Below are 25,270 nucleotides of genomic sequence, written 5' to 3' on the forward strand. Positions count from 1 at the left end.
GCGGCATGACCGCCTCAGTACCTGCACCCGATCACTTAACCGAGACAGGTATGGGCACTCTTCAGAAACGTCCGAGTGGTAGCTGGACGGGCAGGATTCGCCGCAATGGTTTTCCCGATCTATCGCAGACTTTCCGACATCGCTTCGAGGCCGTGGCTTGGCTCGAAGAACAGGAAGCCGCGTTAGAAAAACGCATCGCAGCCGTGCGCACCGCCGAACACAACAAGTGCATTGCGGTCGAAGGCGACTCTCGCTACTTGCTGTTCGGTGATCTCATGCGCCGTTATTCAGAGGAGGTGTCACCGCATAAAGACGCTTCTGGCGAGGAGGCTATCCGTATGCGCGGGTTGCTGAAACACAGCATCGCCGCGTGCCCGGTCGCCGCAATCAATGGCGCACGTGTCGCGGAATGGCGGGACGAACGGTTGAAGCGCGTCAGTGGATCGACCGTGAGGCGGGACAAGAACCTGCTTTCCCATGTGGTCGAGATCGCCCGGAACGAGTGGGAGGTGTCCATCGATCCCAATCCGTTTAAACGCGTTCGGATGCCGCGAGAAGGACTGCCTCGCGAGCGTCGCCTATCACCCGTAGAGGAGGCCGCGCTACTGGCCGCGTGCGGCGAAACGTGGAGTCCCTTCATCCGACCCATCGTCATCCTTGCGCTGGAAACAGCGATGCGGCGAAGTGAGATCATCGGGCTGACTTGGGAGCGCGTGTTCATGTCGGAGCCGTCTGTTCAACTGGTACACACGAAGACGGGCAAACCTCGCGGCATTCCGCTGTCGCGGCGGGCAGTTGGTGTGCTGCAAAAACTACAGACGCAATCGCCGGAAGGCGCAAAGTCGAGAGGAAGTGTCTTTCCGGGCCTCACCGCCAACGCCTTGAAGCTGGCATTCCGGCGTGCTGTCGAGCGTGCGTACATTAAGGACTTACGTTTCCACGATCTGCGGCATGAGGCTACGTCGCGGCTATTCGAAAAGAGGCTGGCCGTCATGGAGGTAGCGAGCATCACCGGCCATCAGGATGTGCGCATGCTTCGCCGTTACACACATTTGCAAGTGCGCGATCTCGCCCGAAAGCTAGACTAGTCGGAACGCTGACGCGGCAGCAGCCTCGTGAGAAGCGCTACCGCGTCGCGCTGTTAGAGGACGCCCGCGATTGGGTCGCCGATTACATCGCCGGGTTTGTTGCCGTATGACGAGTCCAGCGCTTTCTTCGCCATACGCTTGCCGAAGCTCGCTGCATCGACTGTGATGTTCAAAGGCGCATGATCGCCCTTGCGCATCAGGTTGAGATTGAGGTTCCCACCGCCGATGTACGTGCCCCACTGGACGTGATAGTCGTCCGGATTGAAGTTCGCCATGTCAGCGCCCTTGCCCTTGACCGCGTTGCGTGCGAGATCGTTGATCTCCTCGCGCATCGAGTCTTGGTACAGCTTGGAGTCCTGCGAAGCCGTCGCGCCGGGAACCTTCGCCACGAAGTCCTTGAAGGTCTGACCGGGACCGAAGCGGCCCTTGTCTTCAGGGATCAGCGCGCCGGGTACAGCCGTGGCAGAGCCGACGACTTCTTGATACGCCATGCGCGCTGCATCGTCGTCCGACAGACCGAACGCTGCCTTCTTTGTCGCCATGCGATCCGCGATCTTGCCCGCGAGCAGTTGCTTGTTCCCGTCGCTGATGTCCCACGCCGACAGCGTGCCCTGACGGAACGGATTCCACCACGGCCCTGACTGGTTCTGCACATAGGACAGCGCCTCCTTCTTGTCCGCTGCGTTGGCCTGCGCGAGCTTGCCGCGATTGCGCTGCGTGCGGAGCATGTCGAACTGCTGCCGGTCCGTGAGGTCCGCGCCGCTGTCTAGGATGGCGAGCACCGACTCCGCGTTGTCTCCGAAGTAGGACTTGACCGCGCCTGCGCCGCCCGGTCCTTCGCGCAGCTTCTGTGCGAGGCCGATGACATCGCGCTGCTGCGCCGTAGCGGGACCAGTGCCGTCGAACAGTGTGCCCATCGTGCTGCCGATGTAGCCCTTCAGCAGTGGCGGTTGCATGTCGCTCTCCCGAGCGTTCGCGCTGGCGTGTTGCCAGAAGGTGTTCCACGTCGGGTCGCTCTCGCCGTTCGCCAGCTTGGCCTTCAGTGCGTCCTGCCATGCGCCGTTCAGCACCTGCACCTGCGCGCCTTCGGGGATCGGGATACCCTTCAATGCCTCCGGGTGATCCGAGGCCCACGCGTTCGCCACCACTGTCTGACCTTGCTCGAAGTTGAGTTGCCGTAGTTGCGCCCGCTGCAAAACCCGCTGCTGGCGAAGATTGTTGGCATCCATCTTTTGCAACGTCTCCGCAATCTTCTCTGGCGTGAACGGGACAATCGCGTCTCCGTTCCTTAGCCTCCATGCAGCGTTGACCGACTCCATCTGCGCGGTCGCCGCAGCGTGACCTTCGGCTGACGTAGCGTACGGGCTAACGCCTTGCGTCATCCGGAACTCTAGCGTGTGGACATCCTCCAGTCCCTTGGTGTTGTCGGGGTTCTTCATCGCCCACTGCGCTTCGAGGCGCGGAATCTTGTCTTCGAGTTCGGCCTTCATGCCTGCATCGAGCGACTGATAGTCCGACGACTTCTTGATCGCTTGGACTGCTTGCCAATTACCGGTCATGGCGTTCGACACCGTAACGTCGCGCAGTGCGCGCTGGTACGAGTTGAGGTCCATGTTCGGCGGTCGTGCGATCTGGCCGAGGAAGTTCTCGTGCGCCGCGTTCACGTCGTCGTCCGTGAGGTTCGGATTCTGCCCGAGCGTGGACTGCATGGCCTTAGCCGCAGTCGTCGCCATGTTCGTGAAGCCGTTGTAGTTCTGCTCCTGCGTGAACTGGACGTACTGCGCCATGTGCTGCGACAGCATCTGCGGCATCTGCTCCGCGAGCTTCTGCTGCACCATCGCATCCGTCCAAGCATCGCCTGTCGGCTGCACCTTTGACATCTTGTCCACCACGTACGAGCGCACCTGATCCGGTGACTTCTCGCGCAGCAGTGGCATGGCCTGCATGAATTGAGTCTGCGCATCGTTCATCGCCGCGTTGACGTTGAAAATCTGTGCGCCCTGCACTGTCGCATCAGGACCGTACAGCTTCGTGTACCACGGCTGATCGTTCTCGATCTCGATGAGCGACCTGCCCTGTGCTGCCTGCGCCATACCGTCCGCGTACTGCTCCTTCTTAGCGCGGTCGATGTACGGCTGGATCATGCCCTGCGTCAGCTTGTTGAAGCTGTCGATGTCGAGGCCCGATCCGAAGACACCCTGACGCCGTTCTGCATTGGCAAACGAGGCGATGTCCGTGCCACCTTGTGCCACCTGCCCACTGGACTGCGAGCCTCCTGCCGACCCTCCGCCGAAGGTGGTGGAGCTTCCGCTCGTGCCGCTGGACTGCTGGACGACGACACCGCCGTCATTGCCGAGACTAAAATTGATGCTCATTCGTTTCCTTGTCTGTTAGATAGACCAGCCCGCCCATCTAAGCAAGGCGATCAAGTCAGGGTGTTGTCCACACAATGCGAAAATGCGCTCACGTTGAACGCTGGCGAAGTCCGCGTTGTCGATGTGGAGTGACGGGCAGCGCACTGCGAGCCGTCCGGTCGGATACCGCCGCGCAGTCCATCCCCCGCTGCTGTGTTCGGTGTATTCGCCGGAGTTCTCGCGGCGTCGCTCTGCCTGTCGCGCCAGAAAGCCAGCGCGGGACTGGTGCGCCGTCCAGCGCGTGGTGCATCTACCACGGCCATCCGTTTCGAATTGCGTACGCTTCCGCTGGCACGTCCAGCAAGATGAGTCGTAAACCCTTCGCCGCGTCGTATTACACCGCTCGCATGGCTTTCCGTCGAACCATGTACGGCCTGCGATCAGTGCGTCAATACGAGCCGGGTATCGGGTCTGCTCGCGCAACGCCATCTCGAAGGCATGGTCGGCGCGGGCCGCGTCTCTGTGCCGACGCGTCAGCTTGGCGGCGTACGGAGCAATCTGCCAGAGGCCGCGTTCGCGGTGCCGCCGCGCTCCTTTGGGCCGCGCCATGTCAGCGCCCGATCTTGCGCGCTTGCCGCGTGCGCTGATTGCAGGCGGCGCACTTGCCGTCCAGCACGCGGCGACGAGTCGTCCCGTCCTTACTGCACGGATTGACATGCTCGAAGCTGGGTTCACCGGCTACAAAAGCTCGCCAACGGTTCGCACTGCACTTATGCCGCATCCTCAGTGCGTACGTCGGGTCCACGCGCATCCGGGCCGATTCTGCCGCGAGGTCTACCCGACGGAGAATCAGCCTCATACAGACACCTTGCGCGCCGCAATCTCGGCGGCGAAGTAGTCGCGCACCTGCCGCTTCGTGAGAGCAAGCGCCTCCTCGCCGGTCATGGTCCGACGAATGGCAACACGCTGGCAGCGGTCGAGGACGGCGAGGAGGCCGCGCTGCGTCTGTTGCAGCATGCGTTTCTCGGCTGTCATTTCAGCCTTTAACGCGGCGTCGTACAGCGGCGACATCACAGCGCGGCCCCGTGCATTACGGCAGCGGTACGGGCATGGATCAGCGCGCCGCGTACGGTCTTCAGCACGGCGGTCTGCGTGCTACCGATGTCGTCCGCGATGTCGCTGATGCGATCACCGGAGAGGAAGCGGTCGAGGATTGTGGAGCGCTCCTCGGACGTCAGGCTTTCGTAGGTCATGGCGCGGTGTACGTCGTAGGGCTGGACACCAATGCGCGCCGCCGTAGCGTTGAAGCGTTCGCCATTGAAGCCAATACGGGAAAGGCGAATCTGCGCGGGTGTGAACTTAGCCATTGCAGTAGCCTCGTGCATGGTCCGCGTAGTGCTTCATCAAAGCGTTGAAGGGGTTCTCAGGGTCGCGTCGGAGAACCGCTGCGGGGATCAACTCGGCATGCCGTGAAACTGCCGTCAGGAAGATGCGGTTCTGACTGTGCAGCGGCTGTTGGATCGGACATCCCCGATGGGTGCCATGCACGGTAAAAGACGGCATTCCGCCGTTGCGAGCGTCGCCTACCAGCGTAATGTCGGTGATCTCGTACTCGCGGACAGCGCGATCATCATCCGCAGCGCGAATACCATCGAGGTGTTCATTGATAAATGCGGCTTCGGCAGCGGCTGCTTGCAGAATCTCGCCCGCCGCTTGCAGACGCTTCAACTGCGCCACCAGCGGTTCAGCGTCGCGGATGATCCCGCCGAGGTGGCTCAAACGGTCGCGTGCCTCCGCTTCCGTAGTAGGAAGCGTGAATTGGTTTTCGGTCTTCTTTGCCATGCGTTACTCCTTAGTCTGTTGGTGGAAGCCCGGATGGTGCTCCGGGCGTGCGGTCAAACTGATGCCGCCTTTTCGCCTGCGCTGCGATCTGCTGCTCTCTCAGCAGCCGAGGACTGGCCCTCGCCTACGCGTGCTCGGAACGCCGCTGCATGACGTGCCGAAGCATCCTCGTACATGCGGACGCGCAATTCGGCGGGAATCGCCTCACCGTCGAGGTGGGTCGGAACGTGTTCCATCACCAGTCGATGTTGGTGTAAGAGGCCGACTGCGCACCGTGCATACCGCCGCGCCGTGCGCCTGCGATCCATGCAGCCGCTTGAGTTGCGGCAGTTGACCAGCCGAGGCCGCTTGCTGCGGCAACGATGTCAGCGGGCAGCTTCGCCGCGACGAGCGCGACGCTTACCGTGTCTCGCGGGTCGATGTGTTCGAGCCGCATGGTGCGTGCAACGCCCTCGCTATCGGTGTACGAGACGGTGCGCGAGCGCAGCAGGTGCGTCTCGCCTTCGATGGTCGTCGTGATGCTGCTTACGGTTGAAATGCTCATTGTTTTCTCCTGTGTGATTAGCCGAGCAAATGTGATGCGATTGCGAACATCGCTTTACGTCCGCGATAGTCGCTACCTGTTGCGGTCGTTGCCCGTACGCGACCGCCGCTTGCACGAGCCATGCTCATCTGTTTTCCCATATCCACAATCGCGGCGCGCACGATGTCAGGCGACTCGTGAACTGCGGCGATGCTGGCTTGATCGGTGACTGTCAGGCCATTGAGTTCCGCGAAGCGGATCGGGTCGTCGTACAGGTTCACGCCGTACATCGTCGTCAGCACACGTTCCAATTGATCGTCGTGCGTAACGGCTGACACCACACCGCCGCCGAGACGTGGGCGGTCGGCAGTGCCATGTCCACGAGACGGAAGATTGCCGCCGAATTGCTGGATTTCGTTACCTTGAGCGTCCCTGCGGACGATTGATGCTCCACCTGCCATAATATGTACTCCTTAGTTAATGCTCGTGAGAAAGGCCACGAGCTTGCCTGTGCTTAGTGCTGAATTGCCTTTACTGCCGCCTTCTCGCGGGCCTTGTGTTTGCGGGCCGCGTACGTTGGGAGCGAGCCAGTAAGCTGCTCCACCACTTCACGCCATGTGCAGACGCCGCTCTTGCTCGCCCGTCGCGTCAGGGCTTCGTAGTAGGCGCGGGCCTCGGCGTTGTGCTCCAAAGGGTGAGCAATCTGTTTGCTCATGTCATGCTCCTTTCTAAACTACTTCTTGAGGTTAAAAGGTACCGCGAAGTTGATTTCCGCTTCGCGGGTTTCGCGGATGCGCTCCGTGTGAGCTTGATCTGCAAGCTGTTTCGGCGTGAGAACCGGCTTCGCGTCGCTCGGATCACGACGAAAACCTACCTGCGAATTAAGACGATGTCTGACGTCCATTCGATGCCTCGCTCGATTGATGGATGATGGATTGCTCGTTGCTTATAAAATAGGCAACGAAGCTCTTGGGATGGCCCGCAAACCCTTATGCCATCGTTGCGGAAAATGACGGGGCCGGATCGCTAACCCCTGGCCCACCGTGATTTCCTATAGGGCTCCCACACACACTAGTAGCCTTCGAGAAGCCCTCAGAACGGCAAGCGCGACGACTCCAAGGTAGCCACGTCGAGGCGAGTCATAGTTGGTGCGCTTGCTAACTGCCTTGCGTACGCCACAACGTTCGCAGTGTGCCTAGCTCGCTTCGCTCGCTGCATTTGCTCACGCACTACGTCTACAGCCTCGGATTTGATCGCCATTTTCATTCGCTTCTCCAACTGCGGATTGTCGAATAGCTCAACGTCCTCCATGTCAAGGGCCAACAGAAGCTCAACGTCGCTACGCTCCTCGTTCGGGACCAAATGAATCCTGTCCTTGGCGATGAACGACTCCCCCATCGGCTCGGGCAGTCTCGGCGGCTTCGCCTGCCCGACCGCCTCGCCTAAGCTGACGCCCTTGAACCGCCGTGCAGCCCGGATAGAGCGGTCGGCATCTAAGTCATACCCGGTCGGCTTAAGTACCGCTCGCTGTCCCGGCCTCCTACGTGTCGCCATAATCCTCCTTCCTTGTTGCAGGACACCCGGCTGGATGCCCTGTAAAAAGGTTGATCGCCATGTGGATCGAAGCGGTAGCCCATACTGCGGCCTGCACTCCCCACTGCTGCCTTCGGTCGGCCTCATTCAGCCTGTCCCGGTACTTCCACCGCACCCCGCCAATGCAGAGCCGTAAACGCAAAAAAGGCGGGTTCTGCGACCCGCCGAAACTCCGTACTGGCAATCTCGACACGTCATAGAACCCGCCTTCTCACCGATGCGAGAGATAGCTGTCTCGCCCGGTCACAGCACTGATGCGGTTCGGGAGAACTTAATCTCGCCAATCAGCACTGCGGGATGGATTCTGTCAGACGGTTCAGGGCACGTCAAGCGTTTTCAACGCCCTCCGAGGGTGGCGAGCCTGAGCGCGCTCTTACGTCGGAGTTGGAAGCCGTAGCAACATGTCGCCGCCGCTTGTCTCTCAAGTCGCCCGTATTTGGATTCCTTAAACTGCGGGGCAACAAGCCGAGTCGTCTCCGAGCGAGGGTTTCTTCCCGCTCTGACTTGTCCAAAATGGAATCACTGGCCTAAAACGACAAAGCCCGCGCTCGGCGGGCCTCGTTTGCAACTAGTCACGGCCTGCGCCGCTGACGCTCAATGTGCGTGCTCGATGCCCCCGGCTACGTACCGGGCGGCCAGCACGCACTCGCCAGCGGCTTCCGCCCGGATCAGCGCCTCGATAGCCCGAAGCTCGGCGTGCCTCTCACCGGTGACCTCGGCTACGACCTGCCAAGCTGCCGCGCCAGCCCACGCTGCCCGTAGCGCCCGCAGCGCCTTCTCGCTGTCGCTGGCATCTGCCGCCCACGACGCACCCTGAAGCTGCCAGCCCGCCGTATCTGCGACCGTCCCAGCCTCGGCAAGCGCCTCGTATCCGGACTCCCCAGCGTCGGCAAGCTCTGTCGCCCTGTCCTCATAGCCGACGTAGAAATCCGTTTGTGCCTCACGGTCGCCGCGCCATGCCGGATAGACGATCTGCGAGACGAACGCCCATGCCATTGAGACATGCTCTGCCATGCTAGACGGACGGACGCCCATCATCTCAGCGTCCTCGGCGGTCGGCTCCTCGCCAATCGACATCAGCCAACTCCAATCGACTTCAGCGAAGAACGCGCCCTCACTATAAGCGTCATGCGGCGCGCAATGCGCGATGGACGGAAGGACGTTCGATGCGTTGTTATGGTTCATGATCTGTTTACGGTATCGTGCGAGCGCGCTGGCCCGCGTGTTCAAGGGTTGCCCGGTCTTTCCCTGCCAAGAGTCAACCGGGTTGCTACGGTGTGCGGTGCCAGCGCCCTATCCAGCCGCGCCCTCCTTGCTTACCTTCAGAATCGTGTTAGGCGCGACGCCGTAGTGTTTCGCCAGCGCTCGTGCGCTCGTATCTCCCACAGCCAGCGCCGCCCTAATCTCACCCTTTTGTTTGTCCGTCAGCGCGTCCGGTCTGCCGCCCTTGCGCCCCTCTGCACGCGCCCTCGCTAGCCCCGCATGCGTGCGCTCGATCAACAGATCACGCTCGAACTGCGCCACAGCGGCAAGGACAGTCATGTGTAGCTTCCCGGCTGCGCTGGTGAGATCGACACCTTCCAGCGCCAAGCAATGCAGTCGCACGCCCATCGACGCCAGCCGCTCTACAGTAGCTAGCACGTCGCTCGTGTTGCGACCCAGACGGTCCAGCTTCGTGACGATCAGCGTGTCGCCCTCGTCCAGCTTATGCTCGACCAATGCCCGGAACTTTGGGCGCTCCATCGCGGCGACGCTGCCGGTGATCGTCTCCTCGACCGTGCGCTTCGCATCCACCGTAAAGCCCTTAGTCTTTGCCTCGTGAAGCTGGTTGGTCGTTGTCTGCTCGCCCGTCGAAACTCGGGCATAGAGGAAAGTGCGAGTCATAGTTAGCATCCCGTTCAACAAAGGTGTTCACATACTGCCTTTGTGCAACAACCCTGTCAACGGTCTTTTTGCACACCGTCAAGGTGCCGTTGCGTGCGTGCATCATTCGGTCGTTTGTTGAACAAAGAGGAGGCTATGATCGAGCGCAGCCGTCACATGCCGTGGCGCGACTTCTCAGAGGAGCATTCGTGCGCGTGCGTCCGCGTCAAGAAAGCGCGCAGGCGGGCGTACGGGGGCGCAGGCAGGCGCGTGGGCGGCGTAAGTGCCCGCGCCTAGGTGGAGCAAAATTGGGGCGAACGCTAAACTTCAGCTTGTGATGAACCGGAGAGCAGTATGAAAGAGATGGTCGTACCTGCATTGCAGGCCAAAGCATTCACATGCCCGACATGCGGAGCCTACGCCGGGATGGTTTGGAGCCAAGCCGCTATAGGGGGCACCTATGCTCCCATCTATCGAGCAGTGTGCCAAGCCTGCAACTTCGCTAGCTGGTGGCTACGATCCGGCCTCGAAGAGGGTGCGGCCCAAATGATGTGGCCCACTAGCGTGACCGCGCCACCTGCCCATCCCGATCTATTCCCTGATCTTCAAGCCGACTATGAAGAAGCTCGCTCCATCTCAAAGGCATCACCTCGTAGCGCTGCTGCCCTGCTGCGGCTTGTCATCGAGAAGCTTGTGATCGAACTAGGTGCCAAAGGTGACAACATCAACGCGATGATTGGTGATCTCGTGAAGAGAGGATTATTCGTCCAAGTCCAGCAGGCGCTCGACAGCGTACGCGTGATTGGGAATAACGCTCTACATCCCGGAAAGATGGATCAGGCCGACGTCGTGGCGACTGCGAATCAACTATTCGGTCTAGTCAACATCATCGTGGAGCAACAGATCACGCAGCCGAAGAAGATCGCCGAACTTTTTGGGACGCTGCCAGAGGGTGCTCGGAACTGGATCGACAAGCGCGACGCAACAAAGTGAGGGCCGCGAATAGATTGAGCGATTTTGGATTTCGTTGGGTGGACGAGCGCCCGCCCAGACGCCGCCAGTACGTCGAGGAGGTAACGGCCACTGGTATCATTTCGGCGGCATGCGTCGAACTGCCGTTCAACAACATTCATTATGAACCTCCAAACAAATATCCCTGACGCGTTATGGGACGCGATTCGCGTAGCGTACGAAGCTGAGAATTATTCGCATGCCGTCTTGGAAGCGACTTATTTCATAAGCAGCTTGCTGCGCGAGCGTGCTGGCGTCGATGGCGATGGTTCATCATTGATTGGACAAGCGCTCGGTGGCGAGAATCCAAAGCTGCGGCTTAACGCCCTCCAGACGGAGTCTGACCGGAACGTCCAAAAAGGCTACGAGCAGATATTGCGCGGAATCTACCTAGGCATCCGCAATCCACGGAGTCACGAACCGACGCAGGATAGCAAGGCAACCGCAGATTCAATAATTTGCTTCCTTGGACACATTGTCACTGTCTTAAGCGCATCGAAGGACGTTTTCACGGTCGAGTCGTTCATGGACAAAGTCCGCGACTCCGAATTCGTGGAGTCGCAACGTTATGCGGAGCTGCTTGTTGCAGAAATTCCCGCGCTGCGCTTAACCGAGGCAATTACAGTTTTGTTTGCCACGCGCAGAGCATTGGACCTGAAGAAGCTCCGCTTCCTAGTCCGAACGCTCCTCGACGCTCTATCGCCAACACAAGCGAACAACTATTTGTCTGCGGTCTCCGACGAACTCCGCACGGTCACGGACGACGCGTCGATCAGAAGTGCATTGCAAATGCTGAAGCCCGAATTGTGGCAAAACCTGCAAGAGCTTCCGCGCCTACGGATTGAGAACAAGCTAATCGCCGGTATTGAGACGGGCGAGGTCTTGCGCTCCGGGAAGGCGTCTTCCCCACTGTCGACGTGGGCCAACAAATTCTTGCCCCACTTCACTCTGCGGACAGAGGCGGCAAGGACATTACTTTCGCGTTTGGAGGATTTTGATCCAGACGCACGGCATTATGCTGTCAAGTTCTTCTTCTCGTATCTCGATCAAATCATGATCGAGCCGCACCATGTCACCCGCGCTGTTCGTGCAATCGCCAACGCGGTAAAGAATGACGAAGAACACGTCAGAAACATCGTCATCGGCTCAATTAATAGTTTGAACGCGGATTGGCAGAAACGTTTTGCGGAGGCGCTAGAAAATGAAACTGATCCCGAGAACCCGGCAGTGCTCCTAGACGATGGTACGCCGTTCCTTTCGTCCCCCGCGAACGATGCAGACGACATTCCTTTCTAGCGACCGGAGGTTGCAGCGCTGGGACAACGCTGGGACAATCAGCCCGCAGAACTCGGCCAGACGCTACGCCCGCTATTGCCGGAACCCCACGCTACAAGGCTTCCGAAGCAGCACGCCCGATTCGTGCCACGCCTTGAAGCGCCGGTGACACGTCTGATACGACGGGTATTTGCGCGGCATGGTGGACCACGACGCGCCGCTATACATGACCCAGAGCACGCCATTTAGCACGGCGCGAGTGTTGGCGAGCGGCCGACCGCGCAGTTCGGAACGCGGCCTCAGCTCGGGGAGCAATGGCGCCACCATTTGCCATTCTTCGTCGGACATGTCGCGGTAGGGCTTCACGTTAATTTCTCCAATTTACTGTACCCGGCAACGATACCGAGCGCACCAAAGCGGGGAAATAAGAGTCCTCCTAATCTTGAAAAAGCCCGACAAGCCTTACGCCAATTGGCTGAACGGCTATTTTTGGTTTCTCGGTATTAGGTCAGTGAGATATCCGATAGACGGCGCGGCGACTCCAGATATTCCTTCGACTGCATTTCCACGATGCGCGATACCGTGCGCGCGAATTCATTGGCCATCGGTCCTTCCACATACAGGTCTTCGGCGGGCACCGCCGCCGACATCAGCAGCTTGACCTTGTGGTCGTAGAACACGTCGATGAGCCACGTAAAGCGACGCGCTTCCGATGCCATGCGCGGCGACATCTGCGGCACATCCGACAGAATCACGGCGTGAAAGCGGCTCGCGAGTTCGAGGTAATCGTTCTGCGAACGCGGTCCGCCGCACAAGGTCGCGAAATCGAACCAGACGACGCCGTCCGCGCGACGCAGTGCCTTGAGCTCGCGCTTCTCGATATGCAGCAGCGGGCTTTCGTCCGGCACGGCGGCGAGCTTTGCGAAGTCGTCGCGCAAGGCTTTATCCGCGGCCGCGCCGAGCGGCGTGTGATACGCCTGCACGGTCGAAAGCGTCAGTCTGCGATAGTCGGTGCCGGCATCGACATTCAGGACGTCGAGATGCTTCTTGATGAGCTCGATAGCCGGCAGCAGCCTGTCGCGATGCAGGCCTTCCGGGTACAACGTGTCCGGCTCGTAATTGGACGTCATCACGAACTGCACGCCGTTGGTGAAGAGGCGATCGAGCAGGCGATAAAGAATCATCGCGTCGGCGATATCGGAGACGTGGAATTCGTCGAAGCAGATCAGCCGGTAACGCTTCGCGATGCGCCGCGCGAGTTCGTCGAGCGGATCGGCCTGGCCCTTGAGGTCTTCCAGTTCGCGATGCACCTCGCGCATGAACTCGTGAAAATGCAAACGCGTCTTGCGCTGCACCGGCACGACCGCATAGAAGCTGTCCATCAGAAAGCTCTTGCCGCGCCCGACGCCGCCCCACAGATACACGCCGCGCGGCAGCTCCGGATGCACGAGAAACTTCATGATCGCGTTCGAGCGGCGCGACTTATAAGAGATCCATTCGTCGTAACAGCGCTGCAGCCGCGCGACCGCCGCGAGCTGCGCCTCGTCCGATCGATAGCCCCGCGTGCGCAGCTCGTTTTCGTAGTATTCGGTGACGTTCATGATGCGGCTTGTAGCGCTGATGCCGTTGAATGTGACGAAGGCGAACGGTTTGATCCGCTCGCCTTCGTTGCGATGCCGGCCGAGCCGGGCCGAGTCCGGCCGGGTCCTTCCAGACCCGGCGAACTTACATGTTCAGCGCGCGTTTATCGACTGCGAGCGCCGCTTCGCGCATGACTTCGGAAAGCGACGGATGCGGATGGCAAATGCGGCCGATATCTTCGGCGGCCGCCTTGAACTCCATCGCCACCACGGCTTCCGCGATCAGGTCCGACGCGTCGGCCGCGATGATATGCACGCCGAGAATCTCGTCGGTCTTCGCGTCCGCGATCATCTTGACGAAGCCATCCGCACGGCCGATACCCAATGCGCGGCCATTGGCCATCATCGGGAACTGGCCGGACTTGAACTCGCGCCCTTCCGCCTTGAGTTGCTGCTCGGTCTTGCCGACCCACGCGATTTCCGGTTCCGTGTAGATGACCCACGGAATGCAGTTGTAGTCGATATGCGGCTTCTGACCGTCGATGATCTCGGCCACCGCCACGCCTTCGTCTTCCGCCTTGTGCGCGAGCATCGGGCCGCGCACCACGTCGCCGATTGCGTACACGTTCGGCACGGCGGTCGCGCAGTGTTCGTCCACGTCGATGAAACCGCGCTCGTTGGCCTTCAGGCCGATTGCTTCCAGACCGAGATTGTCCGTGTTCGGCACGCGGCCGATGGACACGATCAGGCGGTCCGCTTCCAGCGTCTTTGCATTACCCGTGCTGTCCGTGTACGCGATGGAAACGCCGCTCTCCGTGGTCTTCACTTCGCCGATCTTCACACCGAGGTGAATGTCGAGGCCCTGCTTCTTGAATTGCTTCGCGGCTTCACGCGCGAGCGCTTCGTCCGCTGCGCCGAGGAACTGCGGCAGCGCTTCGAGCACGGTCACGTCCGCGCCGAGACGGCGCCACACCGAACCCAGTTCCAGACCGATCACGCCCGCGCCGATCACGGCGAGCTTCTTCGGCACGGCGTCGAAGGACAACGCGCCTTCGTTGTCGGCGACGATCTTGTTGTCGACCGGGATATTCGGCAGATGACGCGCCTTCGAACCCGTGGCGATGATCACGTTCTTCGCCGTGACCGTTTCCGTTTCGCCTTCGCCCGACACTTCGATCTGCACGCCGGCCTCGGTCTTGCCGGCGAACTTGCCGTGACCCTTGAGCCACGTGATCTTGTTCTTGCGGAACAGGAACTCGATGCCCTTCGTCATCTTCTCGACGATGCCGTCCTTGCGCGCGAGCATCTTCGAGACATCGAGCTTCACGTCCGACACGCTGATGCCGTGATCGCCCAGATGCTTCGCCGTGTTCTCGAACTCTTCCGACGACGCGAGCAGCGCCTTCGACGGAATGCAGCCCACGTTCAGACACGTACCGCCGAGCTTGAGCGTGCCCGCCGGATTCTTCCACTTCTCGATACACGCAACCGACTTGCCGAGCTGCGCTGCGCGAATGGCCGCGATATAGCCACCGGGGCCCGCGCCGATCACGACGACATCAAATTCCTTGGACATGACTTTCCCTTGATATGACTCCGCTCATGCGGAGACGCCCTTCACGGTGCGCGCGAGCCTATCGCGCGCACCAGGGCAACATGCGTTCTACGCTTACAGGTCGAGCAGCAGACGAGCCGGATCTTCCAGCGCGTCCTTCATGGCGACGAGCGACAGCACGGCCTCGCGGCCGTCGATGATGCGGTGATCGTAAGACAGCGCCAGATAGTTCATCGGGCGGATCACGATCTGGCCGTTTTCCACCACGGCGCGTTCCTTCGTGGCGTGCACGCCAAGAATCGCGGACTGCGGCGGGTTGATGATAGGCGTCGACAGCATGGAGCCGAACACGCCGCCATTCGAGATGGAGAACGTGCCGCCCGTCATTTCGTCGATGGACAGCTTGCCGTCCTTCGCCTTCTGACCGAATTCGGCGATCTTCTTTTCGATGTCGGCAAGGCTCATCTGATCTGCATTACGCAGAATGGGCACGACGAGACCACGCGGCGAACCGACCGCGATACCGATGTCGAAGTAACCGTGATAGACGATATCGTTACCGTCTATCGACGCGTTCACGAGCGGGAACTTCTTCAGCGCGTGCACGGCGGCCTTCACGAAGAACGACATGAAGCCGAGCTTCACGCCATGTTCCTTCTCGAAGCGGTCCTTGTACTTGTTGCGCAGATCCATGACCGGCGCCATGTTGACTTCGTTGAACGTCGTCAGGATGGCGTTGGTCTGCTGCGATTCGAGCAGACGCTCGGCGATACGCGCACGCAGACGCGACATCGGCACGCGTTGTTCCGGGCGATCCTTGAGCCACTGATCCGCCGATGCGGGCGCCTTCACGTCCGGCAGCGACGGCTTCGCGGCGCGTGCGGCAGCCGGAGCCGGTGCGGCGGCGGGCGCCGGAGCAGCAGCCTTGGCGGGCGCGGCAGCGGCGGATGCCGAAGCGCTGAGTGCATCGCCCTTCGTGATGCGGCCGTCGCGGCCGGAGCCTGCAACCTGGTCCGCGGAAACGCCCTTCTCGGCCAGAATCTTCGTGGCCGAAGGCGATGCTGCACCGCCCGTGGCTTGCGCCGAACCTTGCGCGGCCGCCGGAGCAGCAGCCGATGCGGCGGCAGGCTCGGCTTCGGGCGCCGGTTTCACTTCCGCGTCGCCAGCGGCGGCGGCGGCCGGTGCTTCACCGGCCTTGGCTTCGGTGTCGATCTTCGCGATGATTTCATCGGCGGCGACGATATCGCCGTCATGCTTGATGACTTGCGCCAGCACGCCGGCGGACGGTGCAGGCACTTCGAGCACGACCTTGTCGGTCTCGATTTCGATGAGGATTTCGTCCTGGGCGACAGCCTCGCCCGGCTTCTTCTTCCACTGCAGCATGGTCGCTTCTGAAACCGACTCCGAAAGCTGGGGAACCTTGACTTCTACGATAGCCATTTCTGTTTTGTCCTGATACGTGTCTGTATGAATGCGAGCGACGCGATGCACGGCGACCTGACGCCGCATTCGATGCGCGTTTCGCGTACGGGACCGGCGAGCCTCGCCCGCGCGGTCCCGTCAAGCCGTGTTACTTCGCGATCACCTGCGCGCCCTTGAGGCGGCCGAACGCGCCTTCCACGAGCGCCTTCTGTTGCTCGTAGTGCTTCGCGTAATAACCGACCGCGGGCGAAGCCGAAGCCGGACGGCCGCTATATGCGAGCTTCATACCGTCCTTCATGCCTTCACGCAGATGGTGCTCGATGTAGAACCAGGCGCCCTGGTTCTGCGGCTCGTCCTGCACCCAGACCACTTCGGTCGCGTTCTCGTATTTCTTGAGTTCCGCGTCGAACTGCTTGTGCGCGAACGGATAGAGCTGCTCGATACGCACGATGGCGACGTCGTTGCTCTTCGCTTCGCGGCGATGCGCGACGATGTCGTAATACACGCGGCCCGAGCAGACAACCACGCGCTTGACCTTCTTCGCGTCGATGGCCTCGTCCACTTCGCCAATGACCGGCTGGAACGAACCCTTCGCCAGTTCCGACAGGTCCGACACGGCTTCCTTGTGACGCAGAAGCGACTTCGGCGTGGCGATGATCAGCGGCTTTCTGAACAAGCGGATCATCTGGCGGCGCAACAGATGGAAGATTTGCGCCGGCGTGGTGGGCTGCACCACTTGCATGTTGTGATCCGCGCACAACTGCAGGAAACGTTCGATACGTGCCGACGAGTGCTCCGGACCTTGACCTTCGTAGCCGTGCGGCAGCAGCATGGTGAGACCCGAGACGCGGCCCCATTTCACTTCGCCCGACGAGATGAACTGGTCGATCACGACTTGCGCGCCGTTCACGAAGTCGCCGAACTGCGCTTCCCACGCGACGAACGTGTTCGGCTCGGCGGTCGAATAACCGTATTCGAAACCGAGCACGGCTTCTTCGGACAACACGGAGTCGATCACCGAGAACTTGGCCTGACCTTCGGCAATGTTCTGCAGCGGAATGTACGTGCCGTCGTTCCAGCGCTCGCGGTTCTGATCGTGCAGCACCGCGTGACGGTGCGTGAACGTGCCGCGGCCCGAATCCTGACCCGTCAGACGCACCGCATAACCCGAAGCGACCAGCGACGCGAACGCGAGATGCTCGCCCATGCCCCAGTCGAGCTTGGCTTCGCCACGGCCCATGGCGCGGCGATCGTTGATCACGCGCTCGACGAGCGGATGCACCTTGAAGTTTTCCGGGATCGTCGTGATGCGCTCGGCCAGCCGCTTGAGTTCGGCGAGCGGCACGGCGGTGTCGGCCGCGTCGGTCCACTTGCGATTCAGGAACGGCACCCAGTCGACCGCGTACTTGCTCTTGTAGTTCGAGAGCACCGGGTCGATGGTGTGGTGACCTTCGTCCATTGCCGTGCGGTATGCCTTGACGTATTCGCCCGCGACTTCGGGCGTGATGACGCCTTGCTGCACGAGCTTTTCGGCATACAGCGCGCGCGTGCCCGGATGCTTGGCAATGGTCTTGTACATCAGCGGCTGCGTGACCGCCGGCGTGTCCTGCTCGTTGTGGCCGAGCTTGCGGAAGCAGACGATATCGACGACCACGTCCTTATGGAACTTCGTGCGGAAGTCGATGGCGAGCTGCGTGGCGAGCACCACGGCTTCGGGATCGTCGCCGTTCACGTGCAGCACCGGCGCTTCGATCATCTTGACGACGTCCGAGCAGTACAGCGTCGAGCGCGAGTCGCGCGGGTCCGAGGTCGTGAAGCCGATCTGATTGTTGATGACGATATGCAGCGTGCCGTGCGTGCCGTAGCCGCGCGTCTGCGCGAGGTTCAGCGTTTCCATCACGACGCCCTGGCCCGCGAAAGCGGCGTCGCCGTGAATCTGCACCGGCAGCACTTGCAGGCCTTCTTCGTCGCCACGGCGATCCATCCGCGCCTTGGCCGACCCTTCGACCACCGGGTTCACGATTTCCAGATGCGACGGGTTGAACGCGAGCGACAGGTGAACCGGGCCGCCATCGGTCGAGACGTCCGACGAGAAACCCTTGTGATACTTGACGTCGCCAGCCGGCAGGTCATCGACGTGCTTGCCTTCGAATTCGGCGAAGAGGTCGGCGGGCATCTTGCCGAGCGTATTGACCAGCACGTTCAGACGCCCGCGGTGCGCCATGCCGATGACGATTTCCTGCACGCCGTTCGCGCCTGCGTGACGGACGACTTCGTCCATCGACGCGATGAAGCTCTCGCCGCCTTCCAGCGAGAAGCGCTTCTGACCGACGTACTTGGTGTGCAGGAAACGCTCGAGGCCTTCGGCGGCCGTCAGGCGATTCAGGATGTGCTTCTTCTTGTCGTTCGAGAAGTTGGGCGTCGAGCGCGTCGACTCGAGCTTCTCTTTCCACCAGCGCTTTTGTTCGGGGTCGCTGATGTACATGTATTCGGCGCCGATCTTGCCGCAATACGTGTCACGCAATGCCTTGACGATCTCGCGCAGGCTCGCGCGCTCGAAACCGAAATACAGGTTCGTGGCGCTGAACGTCTGGTCCATGTCGGCTTCGGTGAAGTCGTAGAACGCAGGTTCGAGTTCAGGAATATGCGGACGCTCGCGGCGCTTGAGCGGATCGAGGTCGGCCAGTTGCGAGCCGAGGAAGCGATATGCGCCGATCAGTGACTGGACGTAGACCTGCTTGCGCGCGGTGGCGAGATCTTCGCCGCCGCCTTCACGAGGAACGAAGGCGTTGGACTTCGCACGCTGCGCAAAGGATTCGACGATAGGGCCGTGGGCCACGTCGCTCTGAGCCGTGCCGTCGGATGCTGGCACGTTCTGAAGCGCGTCGAAATAGGTACGCCAAGTCTCGGGGACCGACGCCGGGTTGTCTAGATATTGCTCGTACAGTTCTTCAACGTACGGAGCGTTACCGCCGAACAAATAGGAGTTCGACTGGAATTGCTTCATCATTTTACGCTCACCTTTCTTCGAGTTTCTCGAGGAAGTGCGGGTTAAGAAACCTTCCGCGCCACGGCCTGACCGTTTAGCGGATTGCGCGAATCAAGTCTGCTTGGAAGGACCTAAAAAGCGACAGCTAATCCGATTAGCATAGCACAGAACCAATCGTCATATGACAGGTGGTCGCACCTTGGAGCCTCGGCTTCGCCCTTCTGCAACGCAGATGTGCGGGCATTCGCGCGATAAGCAAGCGATGTTATTGCGCGCGCGTCGGCAGCACTTTCGGAAGCTTTAGCGATGAGATAAAAAAAGCCGCCCGAAGGCGGCTTTGTCACTTGCATGCGAACGAACGCATTAGTCGGTTGCGCCTTCACGGCTCGCGCGACGACGCTCGTGTTCCTTCAGATGACGCTTGCGCAGGCGGATGGACTGCGGCGTCACCTCGACGAGTTCGTCGTCGTCGATGAACTCCACCGCGTATTCCAGCGACAGCTGAACCGGCGGCACGAGACGCACGGCTTCGTCCGTACCCGATGCGCGCACGTTGGTTAGCTGCTTACCCTTGATCGGGTTCACGACCAGGTCGTTGTCGCGGCTATGGATACCGATGATCATGCCTTCGTACAGCGCGTCGCCCGGCGTCACGAACATGCGGCCGCGATCTTGCAGCTTCCACAGTGCATAGGCGACAGCGGCGCCATCGTCTTGCGAGATCAGCACGCCGTTGCGACGTTCGCCGACCGAACCTTCCTTCACCGGCGAGTACGAGTCGAACGTATGGCTCATCAGACCCGTGCCGCGCGTAAGCGTCAGGAATTCGCTCTGAAAACCGATCAGACCGCGCGCCGAGATCTTGTATTCGAGACGCGTACGGCCACGGCCGTCGGACGTCATGTCGAGCATTTCGCCCTTGCGACGGCCGAGTTCTTCCATCACGCCGCCCTGATGCTGGTCTTCGATATCGACCGTCAGGTTTTCATACGGCTCGTGCTTCACGCCGTCGATTTCTTGCAGCACCACGCGCGGGCGCGACACGGCGAGCTCATAACCTTCACGGCGCATGTTCTCGACCAGAATGGTCAGATGCAGTTCGCCGCGACCCGACACTTCGAACGTGGTTTCGTCGCCCGTGTCTTTCACGCGCAGCGCCACGTTGTGGTTCAGTTCCTTCGTGAGACGGTCGCGAATCTGGCGGCTCGTCACGAACTTGCCTTCCTTGCCCGCGAGCGGCGACGAGTTCACGAGAAAGTTCATCGTGAGCGTGGGTTCGTCGACGGTGATCATGGGCAGCGCTTCGGGATTTTCCGGCGCGCAGATGGTCACGCCAATACCGATTTCCTCGATACCGTTGATCAGCACGATGTCGCCTGCTTGCGCTTCTTCGACCTGCACGCGCTCGAGGCCGTGGAACGACAGCACCTGATTGATCTTGCGATTGATGATCGCGCCGTCCGGACCCGAACGCACGGCCACTTGCATGCCCGGGCGAATACGGCCGCGCGCCACGCGACCCACGCCGATACGGCCGACATACGAGTTGTAGTCGAGCGAAGTGATCTGCAGTTGCAGGGGACCATCGGGGTCCGACGGGCGCACCGGCACGTGTTCCAGAATGGCTTCGAAGAGCGGACGCATGGTGCCTTCGCGCACTTCGGGGTCGAGACCGGCATAGCCGTTCAGGCCCGACGCGTAGACGATCGGGAAGTCGAGCTGCTCTTCGGTCGCGCCCAGCTTGTCGAACAGATCGAACGTCTGGTTGATCACCCAGTCGATACGCGCGCCCGGACGGTCCACCTTGTTGATGACAACGATGGGCTTGAGACCAAGCGCGAGCGCCTTCTTGGTCACGAAGCGCGTTTGCGGCATCGGGCCTTCGACGGCGTCGACGAGCAACAGCACGGAATCGACCATGGAGAGCACACGCTCCACCTCGCCGCCGAAGTCGGCGTGTCCCGGCGTGTCGACGATATTGATGTGCGTGCCTTCGTATTCGACCGCGCAATTCTTCGCCAGGATCGTGATGCCACGTTCTTTTTCGATGTCGTTCGAGTCCATGACCCGTTCGGCGACCTGTTGGTTTTCCCGGAACGTGCCCGATTGACGGAGCAACTGGTCGACGAGCGTGGTCTTGCCGTGGTCGACGTGGGCGATGATTGCGATATTGCGTAGGGCGCGAGTCATAGAGGTATCTTGGTTATGCGCCGTCGAAGCAGGCCTGAGTCCATCCAGAACATTCTGGATAAGGAGGCGTCGTGGCTCGGCAGGCCGTCTTTGACGCAATGCTGTTCCGACTGAGCTTGTCCGGCAGCGCGTGATTTGCTTGTGCGCTGCATTCCGTCCGGCTTATGTCTTTCGGACGTAGTTCTTGTACTTCGCGGGTACTTCGTCTTGTACTTCGCGGGTACTTGACTCGTTACCTCGGACGGCTCGTCAGTCGGCGCAGTTGCATGTGAATCACGGTCCCGGCGCGGTGAGAACCGTAAATTATAGCACGCACGGAAGTCACTTTCTGACAATAGGCCGCGACCCGTAATTGCAATGTTGCGCCGCCGCCGCGTCATCTATGTGAAAAACGGGCTTGGCTTAGTGCGACGGGCCGCCCCGGCCGATTATTAAGCGTTCTTGGAAAAGATTCTTGCAGCGACATCTTGCCCTACCTATAATACTGCCTAGTCAATTATTGCGACCGCACAAGAATTTACAATGAGTGAGGCTCCAAAACCCGCTGGCATCGGCGATTACGTCCTGAGCGAAAGCGTGGGCTACCTCATCAGCCGGGTGCGCTCCACCATGTGGAACATGGTGACGCAGCACACCTCCTCCGAGCTCGGCATTACCGGAACGCAGGCGAGCATTATGTTCATGCTGGCGGTGGGCAAATGCGCGACGGCGGCGGATATTGCACGTGAGTACGGTATCGACGCAAGCGCGGTCACGCGTCTGATCGACCGGCTGGAGAAGCGCGGCCTGCTGTCGCGCGTGCGCAGCGAGGCGGACCGGCGCGTGGTTCGACTGGCGCTCACCGAAGACGGCCGCGTGATGGCCGAACAAGTGCCCGCCATCTTTACAAGCGTCCTGGACAATCTTCTTGCAGGCTTCACGCCCGAGGAAGTCGGATTTCTCAAGAGCATGCTGCGACGCGTACTGGCAAACTCGTGCGACTCCGCCGCGGCCCTCGCGCTGAACGCGAACGACAAGCCCGCGACGTCATTGCGATGACAAGCAAATCCGCCGCTACGGCGCAAAAAAATGATTGCAACGTCCATCTTTAATTCTCATCTCAAGAGACGAGCGATGAAACACCTATCCTTGCCAGCGCTCCGAGGCATCGGGCTGCCGGGAAGCGCGAAGACCGCGTTGGCGGCCGCCGCTGCCGCGCTGGCAATCGCCGGATGCGCGAACTATTCGGGCATTTCGAGCGACAAGACAATCGCCACGCCCGACGACTACAGCGCCACGCAAAGCGTGCCGGGACAAGGCGGCCAGTGGCCGTCGCTCGACTGGGCAAAGCAGTTCGGCGACCCGCAATTGCCGCAACTCATCGACGAAGCGCTCGCGGACAATCCGAGCATTGCGCAGGCCCAATCGCGAATTGCAAAGGCATCGTCGTATATCGAAACCTCGCGTTCGGCGCTGTCGCCTAAGGTCAACGGTTCGTATTCGTGGACTCGCGAGCTCTACTCCGCCAACGCGCTGTTCCCGCCGCCCTACGGTGGAACGTGGTTCAGCGAGAACAACGTGCTTGCCAGCGCGTCGTGGGATCTCGACCTCTGGGGCAAGAATCGCGCGCGTCTGAATCAAGCGGTCTCGCTGGAAAAGGCGGCCGAGGCTGACATGCAGCAGGCGCGCGTGACGCTCGCGGCGTCGGTGGCGCGCACATATAACCAGCTTGCGTTGCTTTACGCACTGCGCGATGTCACCCAGCGCGAGATTTCGAATCGCGAGAACGTCGGCCGCATCACCAACGGACGCGTAACCGCCGGTCTCGATACCAACGTGGAACGCCGCACCGCCGAAGGCAACACCGCGACGAGCCAGACCAACCTCAGCGAACTCGACGGCCAAATCGAGTCGGTGCGCTATCAGCTCGCGGCGCTGCTGGGCAAGGGTCCGGACCGCGGCCTGCAGATCGCCAATCCGGTGATCAATTCGAACGTCACCGTCGCGCTGCCCGACAACGTGCCCGCCGACCTCGTCGCGCGCCGTCCGGACATCGTCGCGGCACGCTGGCAGGTCGAGTCGGCAACGCACAACATCAAGGAAGCGAAGGCCGAGTTCTTCCCGGACATCAACCTCGCCGCGGGCTTCGGTTTCGACGCATTCGGCTGGGGCCGCTTCCTCACTTCGAGCAGCCGTCAGGTCCAGGCCGGTCCGGCCATCCATCTGCCCATCTTCGATGCCGGCGCGCTGCGCGCCCAATTGAAGGGCCGTTATGCCGACTTCGAAGGCGACGTCGCCAACTACAATCAGACGCTCATCAACGCGATGAACGACGTGGCGACCAATATCTCGGCTATCCGCTCGCTCGACCATCAGATGGGCGACGCCCAACGCGCGCTCGCGGCGGCGTCGAACGCCTACGAGCTCGCGGTGATCCGCTACAAGGCCGGGCTGTCGCCGCAACTGCAAGTGCTGACGGCCGACCAGAACCGCCTCGCCAACGAGCAGACCGTGACCAATCTGCGCTTGAGGCGCAGCGACCTGCAGATCGCGCTGATCAAATCGCTCGGCGGCGGATTCGACGCGACCGATTCGAATCTCGCGATCGACGGCAGCGGACAGCCCAAGGGCACGCAACAGACGGCAAGCCAACCGGCGCAGTCGAACTGAGCCGCGCCCAAGTACAAGAACACGCATCAAGATAAATACGAAACATTCGGAGCCTTCAATGAGCGACCCTCAACAAAACGCCGCCGCAGCCGCCGCCGCTCCCGCGCCCAAGCAGCGCAACGGCAAACGCCGCGTGCTCATGACGCTGATCGTGCTCGTCGTCATCATCGCCGCCGTGGCTTACGGCCTGTACTACTTCCTCGTCGCGCGCTTTCACGAGTCCACCGACGACGCCTACGTGAACGGCAACGTCGTGCAAATCACGCCGCAAGTGGTCGGCACGGTCATTTCGGTGAACGCGGACGATACCCAGACGGTGAAGGTCGGCGACCCGCTCGTCGCGCTCGATCCCGCCGACTCGAAGGTCGCGCTCGATCAGGCGGAAGCGAATCTCGCGCAGACCGTGCGTCAGGTACGCACCTTCTTCGTCAACAACAACCAGTACGAAGCGCAGATCGCGCTGCGTCGCTCCGACCTCTCGCGTGCCCAGGACGATTTGCGCCGCCGCATGACGGTCGCGCAAACGGGCGCGGTATCGCTGGAAGAAATCTCGCACGCTCGCGACGCCGTGCGCGGCGCGCAGGCGGCGCTCGACTCGGCCCAGCAGGAACTCGCGTCGAACCGTTCGCTGACCTCGAACACGACGATCGCGGATCACCCGAACGTGCTTGCCGCCGCCGCCAAGGTGCGCGACGCGTACATCAACTACGCGCGCAACACGCTGCCCGCGCCGGTGACGGGTTATGTCGCGAAACGTTCGGTGCAGGTCGGCCAGCGCGTGGCGCCGGGCAATCCGCTGATGGCCATCGTGCCGCTCAACGGCGTGTGGGTCGATGCCAACTTCAAGGAAGTGCAGCTCAAGCACATGCGCATTGGCCAGCCGGTCGATCTGACGGCCGACCTGTACGGTTCGAGCGTGGTCTATCACGGCAAGGTCGTCGGATTCTCGGCCGGCACGGGTTCGGCCTTCTCGCTTTTGCCCGCCCAGAACGCGACCGGTAACTGGATCAAGGTGGTGCAACGTCTACCGGTGCGTATCGCGCTCGATCCGAAGGAACTGGAGCAGCATCCGTTGCGTATCGGCCTGTCGATGGATGTCGACGTGACCATCAAGGATGAACAAGGCGGCCAGCTCGGCCAGGCGCCGAACACGGTTTATCAGACCAACGTGTTCGACAAGTACGGCGATCAGGCCGATCAGGAGATCGCGCGCATCATCCAGCAGAACGCGGGCAATGGTCCGCAGGCTTCGTCGGGCGCTTCGTCCTCGCGCGGCAACGGCGCGGCGGCGAAGTCCGCCTCGGCCGCCAAGCTGATGTAAGCGGACACGGACCTC

General features: G+C 61.1%; 23 protein-coding genes. 6 read left to right on the forward strand and 17 right to left on the reverse strand.

Going from position 1 to position 25,270, the window contains the following annotated elements; translation table 11 throughout:
- Nucleotides 1-5 precede the first annotated feature (5 nt).
- The gene (locus tag QCE79_RS08270; protein WP_309843287.1) at nucleotides 6-1,088 is read left to right on the forward strand and encodes a site-specific integrase; all 1,083 of its coding nucleotides are present in this window, start codon (nucleotides 6-8) and stop codon (nucleotides 1,086-1,088) included.
- A gap of 53 nt (nucleotides 1,089-1,141) precedes the next feature.
- Here the strand turns inward: QCE79_RS08270 and QCE79_RS08275 are convergent, their stop codons facing one another.
- The 11 genes from QCE79_RS08275 to QCE79_RS08325 all read right to left on the reverse strand — a co-directional run bounded on the left by QCE79_RS08275 (nucleotide 1,142) and on the right by QCE79_RS08325 (nucleotide 9,284).
- The gene (locus QCE79_RS08275) at nucleotides 1,142-3,463 is read right to left on the reverse strand and encodes a hypothetical protein (protein ID WP_309843291.1); all 2,322 of its coding nucleotides are present in this window, start codon (nucleotides 3,461-3,463) and stop codon (nucleotides 1,142-1,144) included.
- An 834-nt stretch (nucleotides 3,464-4,297) separates the two neighbouring features.
- Nucleotides 4,298-4,513, reverse strand: a complete 216-nt coding sequence (locus QCE79_RS08280) for a hypothetical protein (protein ID WP_309843293.1) — start codon at nucleotides 4,511-4,513, stop codon at nucleotides 4,298-4,300.
- On the reverse strand, nucleotides 4,513-4,809 hold the full coding sequence (locus tag QCE79_RS08285) for a hypothetical protein (protein WP_309843295.1): 297 nt from the start codon (nucleotides 4,807-4,809) through the stop codon (nucleotides 4,513-4,515). Before QCE79_RS08285 ends, QCE79_RS08280 begins: the two co-directional genes overlap by 1 nt.
- On the reverse strand, nucleotides 4,802-5,284 hold the full coding sequence (locus QCE79_RS08290) for a hypothetical protein (protein ID WP_309843297.1): 483 nt from the start codon (nucleotides 5,282-5,284) through the stop codon (nucleotides 4,802-4,804). Before QCE79_RS08290 ends, QCE79_RS08285 begins: the two co-directional genes overlap by 8 nt.
- Nucleotides 5,285-5,519: 235 nt before the next feature.
- Nucleotides 5,520-5,828, reverse strand: coding sequence for a hypothetical protein (locus tag QCE79_RS08295; protein WP_309843301.1), 309 nt, complete (start codon nucleotides 5,826-5,828; stop codon nucleotides 5,520-5,522).
- 17 nt (nucleotides 5,829-5,845) lie between these two features.
- Nucleotides 5,846-6,268, reverse strand: a complete 423-nt coding sequence (locus QCE79_RS08300; protein ID WP_309843304.1) for a hypothetical protein — start codon at nucleotides 6,266-6,268, stop codon at nucleotides 5,846-5,848.
- Between the two features lie 53 nt (nucleotides 6,269-6,321).
- Nucleotides 6,322-6,522, reverse strand: coding sequence for a hypothetical protein (locus tag QCE79_RS08305; RefSeq protein ID WP_309843307.1), 201 nt, complete (start codon nucleotides 6,520-6,522; stop codon nucleotides 6,322-6,324).
- 18 nt (nucleotides 6,523-6,540) lie between these two features.
- Entirely contained in the window at nucleotides 6,541-6,711 is a 171-nt protein-coding gene (locus QCE79_RS08310) for a hypothetical protein (RefSeq protein ID WP_309843310.1), read from the reverse strand.
- Between the two features lie 188 nt (nucleotides 6,712-6,899).
- Nucleotides 6,900-7,361 carry a hypothetical protein gene (locus QCE79_RS08315; RefSeq protein WP_309843313.1) on the reverse strand — a complete coding sequence of 154 codons (462 nt, stop codon included), beginning with the start codon at nucleotides 7,359-7,361 and terminating at the stop codon, nucleotides 6,900-6,902.
- 633 nt (nucleotides 7,362-7,994) lie between these two features.
- The gene (locus QCE79_RS08320; protein WP_309843315.1) at nucleotides 7,995-8,585 is read right to left on the reverse strand and encodes a hypothetical protein; all 591 of its coding nucleotides are present in this window, start codon (nucleotides 8,583-8,585) and stop codon (nucleotides 7,995-7,997) included.
- A 108-nt stretch (nucleotides 8,586-8,693) separates the two neighbouring features.
- Nucleotides 8,694-9,284 carry a recombinase family protein gene (locus QCE79_RS08325; RefSeq protein ID WP_309843317.1) on the reverse strand — a complete coding sequence of 197 codons (591 nt, stop codon included), beginning with the start codon at nucleotides 9,282-9,284 and terminating at the stop codon, nucleotides 8,694-8,696.
- A gap of 333 nt (nucleotides 9,285-9,617) precedes the next feature.
- Between QCE79_RS08325 and QCE79_RS08330 the strand changes: the two genes are divergently transcribed.
- Nucleotides 9,618-10,256, forward strand: a complete 639-nt coding sequence (locus QCE79_RS08330; RefSeq protein WP_309843318.1) for a DUF4145 domain-containing protein — start codon at nucleotides 9,618-9,620, stop codon at nucleotides 10,254-10,256.
- A gap of 141 nt (nucleotides 10,257-10,397) precedes the next feature.
- The gene (locus tag QCE79_RS08335; RefSeq protein ID WP_309843320.1) at nucleotides 10,398-11,570 is read left to right on the forward strand and encodes a TIGR02391 family protein; all 1,173 of its coding nucleotides are present in this window, start codon (nucleotides 10,398-10,400) and stop codon (nucleotides 11,568-11,570) included.
- Nucleotides 11,571-11,642: 72 nt separating this feature from the next.
- Here QCE79_RS08335 and QCE79_RS08340 read toward each other — a convergent pair whose 3' ends face one another.
- From QCE79_RS08340 to typA, 6 genes are all read right to left on the reverse strand, one after another.
- Nucleotides 11,643-11,915, reverse strand: coding sequence for a transposase (locus QCE79_RS08340; RefSeq protein WP_309843321.1), 273 nt, complete (start codon nucleotides 11,913-11,915; stop codon nucleotides 11,643-11,645).
- Nucleotides 11,916-12,052: 137 nt separating this feature from the next.
- Nucleotides 12,053-13,150: a cell division protein ZapE gene (zapE, locus tag QCE79_RS08345; protein WP_244825393.1), complete on the reverse strand. Its 1,098-nt coding sequence runs from the start codon at nucleotides 13,148-13,150 to the stop codon at nucleotides 12,053-12,055.
- 124 nt (nucleotides 13,151-13,274) lie between these two features.
- Nucleotides 13,275-14,705, reverse strand: coding sequence for a dihydrolipoyl dehydrogenase (gene lpdA, locus QCE79_RS08350; RefSeq protein WP_244825394.1), 1,431 nt, complete (start codon nucleotides 14,703-14,705; stop codon nucleotides 13,275-13,277).
- Nucleotides 14,706-14,798: 93 nt separating this feature from the next.
- Nucleotides 14,799-16,124, reverse strand: a complete 1,326-nt coding sequence (odhB, locus tag QCE79_RS08355; RefSeq protein ID WP_250492481.1) for a 2-oxoglutarate dehydrogenase complex dihydrolipoyllysine-residue succinyltransferase — start codon at nucleotides 16,122-16,124, stop codon at nucleotides 14,799-14,801.
- A 130-nt stretch (nucleotides 16,125-16,254) separates the two neighbouring features.
- A complete protein-coding gene (locus QCE79_RS08360) occupies nucleotides 16,255-19,116 on the reverse strand; it encodes a 2-oxoglutarate dehydrogenase E1 component (protein ID WP_309843327.1) in 2,862 nt (953 codons plus the stop codon).
- Between the two features lie 342 nt (nucleotides 19,117-19,458).
- Nucleotides 19,459-21,285, reverse strand: a complete 1,827-nt coding sequence (gene typA, locus QCE79_RS08365; protein ID WP_244825397.1) for a translational GTPase TypA — start codon at nucleotides 21,283-21,285, stop codon at nucleotides 19,459-19,461.
- A 522-nt stretch (nucleotides 21,286-21,807) separates the two neighbouring features.
- Here typA and QCE79_RS08370 point away from each other — a divergent pair.
- The 3 genes from QCE79_RS08370 (at nucleotide 21,808) to QCE79_RS08380 (ending at nucleotide 25,255) form a co-directional block, all read left to right on the forward strand.
- A complete protein-coding gene (locus QCE79_RS08370; RefSeq protein WP_250509106.1) occupies nucleotides 21,808-22,323 on the forward strand; it encodes a MarR family winged helix-turn-helix transcriptional regulator in 516 nt (171 codons plus the stop codon).
- Nucleotides 22,324-22,398: 75 nt separating this feature from the next.
- Nucleotides 22,399-23,934 carry an efflux transporter outer membrane subunit gene (locus QCE79_RS08375; protein ID WP_309843332.1) on the forward strand — a complete coding sequence of 512 codons (1,536 nt, stop codon included), beginning with the start codon at nucleotides 22,399-22,401 and terminating at the stop codon, nucleotides 23,932-23,934.
- Nucleotides 23,935-23,992: 58 nt separating this feature from the next.
- On the forward strand, nucleotides 23,993-25,255 hold the full coding sequence (locus tag QCE79_RS08380) for an HlyD family secretion protein (protein ID WP_244825400.1): 1,263 nt from the start codon (nucleotides 23,993-23,995) through the stop codon (nucleotides 25,253-25,255).
- The last annotated feature ends 15 nt before the right edge of the window (nucleotides 25,256-25,270 follow it).

This window comes from Caballeronia sp. LZ003 (assembly GCF_031451465.1).
Classification (GTDB): Bacteria; Pseudomonadota; Gammaproteobacteria; order Burkholderiales; family Burkholderiaceae; genus Caballeronia.

Bases quoted from the DNA above. Each gene is read 5' to 3' on its own strand.
- typA (WP_244825397.1), bottom strand. From the start codon at position 21,285: ATGACTCGCGCCCTACGCAATATCGCAATCATCGCCCACGTCGACCAC.
- QCE79_RS08305 (WP_309843307.1), bottom strand. From the start codon at position 6,522: ATGAGCAAACAGATTGCTCACCCTTTGGAGCACAACGCCGAGGCCCGC.
- QCE79_RS08280 (WP_309843293.1), bottom strand. From the start codon at position 4,513: ATGTCGCCGCTGTACGACGCCGCGTTAAAGGCTGAAATGACAGCCGAG.
- QCE79_RS08330 (WP_309843318.1), top strand. From the start codon at position 9,618: ATGAAAGAGATGGTCGTACCTGCATTGCAGGCCAAAGCATTCACATGC.
- QCE79_RS08315 (WP_309843313.1), bottom strand. From the start codon at position 7,361: ATGGCGACACGTAGGAGGCCGGGACAGCGAGCGGTACTTAAGCCGACC.
- QCE79_RS08300 (WP_309843304.1), bottom strand. From the start codon at position 6,268: ATGGCAGGTGGAGCATCAATCGTCCGCAGGGACGCTCAAGGTAACGAA.
- QCE79_RS08295 (WP_309843301.1), bottom strand. From the start codon at position 5,828: ATGAGCATTTCAACCGTAAGCAGCATCACGACGACCATCGAAGGCGAG.
- QCE79_RS08285 (WP_309843295.1), bottom strand. From the start codon at position 4,809: ATGGCTAAGTTCACACCCGCGCAGATTCGCCTTTCCCGTATTGGCTTC.
- QCE79_RS08290 (WP_309843297.1), bottom strand. From the start codon at position 5,284: ATGGCAAAGAAGACCGAAAACCAATTCACGCTTCCTACTACGGAAGCG.
- QCE79_RS08380 (WP_244825400.1), top strand. From the start codon at position 23,993: ATGAGCGACCCTCAACAAAACGCCGCCGCAGCCGCCGCCGCTCCCGCG.
- QCE79_RS08270 (WP_309843287.1), top strand. From the start codon at position 6: ATGACCGCCTCAGTACCTGCACCCGATCACTTAACCGAGACAGGTATG.
- QCE79_RS08335 (WP_309843320.1), top strand. From the start codon at position 10,398: ATGAACCTCCAAACAAATATCCCTGACGCGTTATGGGACGCGATTCGC.
- lpdA (WP_244825394.1), bottom strand. From the start codon at position 14,705: ATGTCCAAGGAATTTGATGTCGTCGTGATCGGCGCGGGCCCCGGTGGC.
- QCE79_RS08360 (WP_309843327.1), bottom strand. From the start codon at position 19,116: ATGATGAAGCAATTCCAGTCGAACTCCTATTTGTTCGGCGGTAACGCT.
- odhB (WP_250492481.1), bottom strand. From the start codon at position 16,124: ATGGCTATCGTAGAAGTCAAGGTTCCCCAGCTTTCGGAGTCGGTTTCA.
- QCE79_RS08275 (WP_309843291.1), bottom strand. From the start codon at position 3,463: ATGAGCATCAATTTTAGTCTCGGCAATGACGGCGGTGTCGTCGTCCAG.
- QCE79_RS08310 (WP_309843310.1), bottom strand. From the start codon at position 6,711: ATGGACGTCAGACATCGTCTTAATTCGCAGGTAGGTTTTCGTCGTGAT.
- QCE79_RS08375 (WP_309843332.1), top strand. From the start codon at position 22,399: ATGAAACACCTATCCTTGCCAGCGCTCCGAGGCATCGGGCTGCCGGGA.
- zapE (WP_244825393.1), bottom strand. From the start codon at position 13,150: ATGAACGTCACCGAATACTACGAAAACGAGCTGCGCACGCGGGGCTAT.
- QCE79_RS08370 (WP_250509106.1), top strand. From the start codon at position 21,808: ATGAGTGAGGCTCCAAAACCCGCTGGCATCGGCGATTACGTCCTGAGC.
- QCE79_RS08320 (WP_309843315.1), bottom strand. From the start codon at position 8,585: ATGAACCATAACAACGCATCGAACGTCCTTCCGTCCATCGCGCATTGC.
- QCE79_RS08325 (WP_309843317.1), bottom strand. From the start codon at position 9,284: ATGACTCGCACTTTCCTCTATGCCCGAGTTTCGACGGGCGAGCAGACA.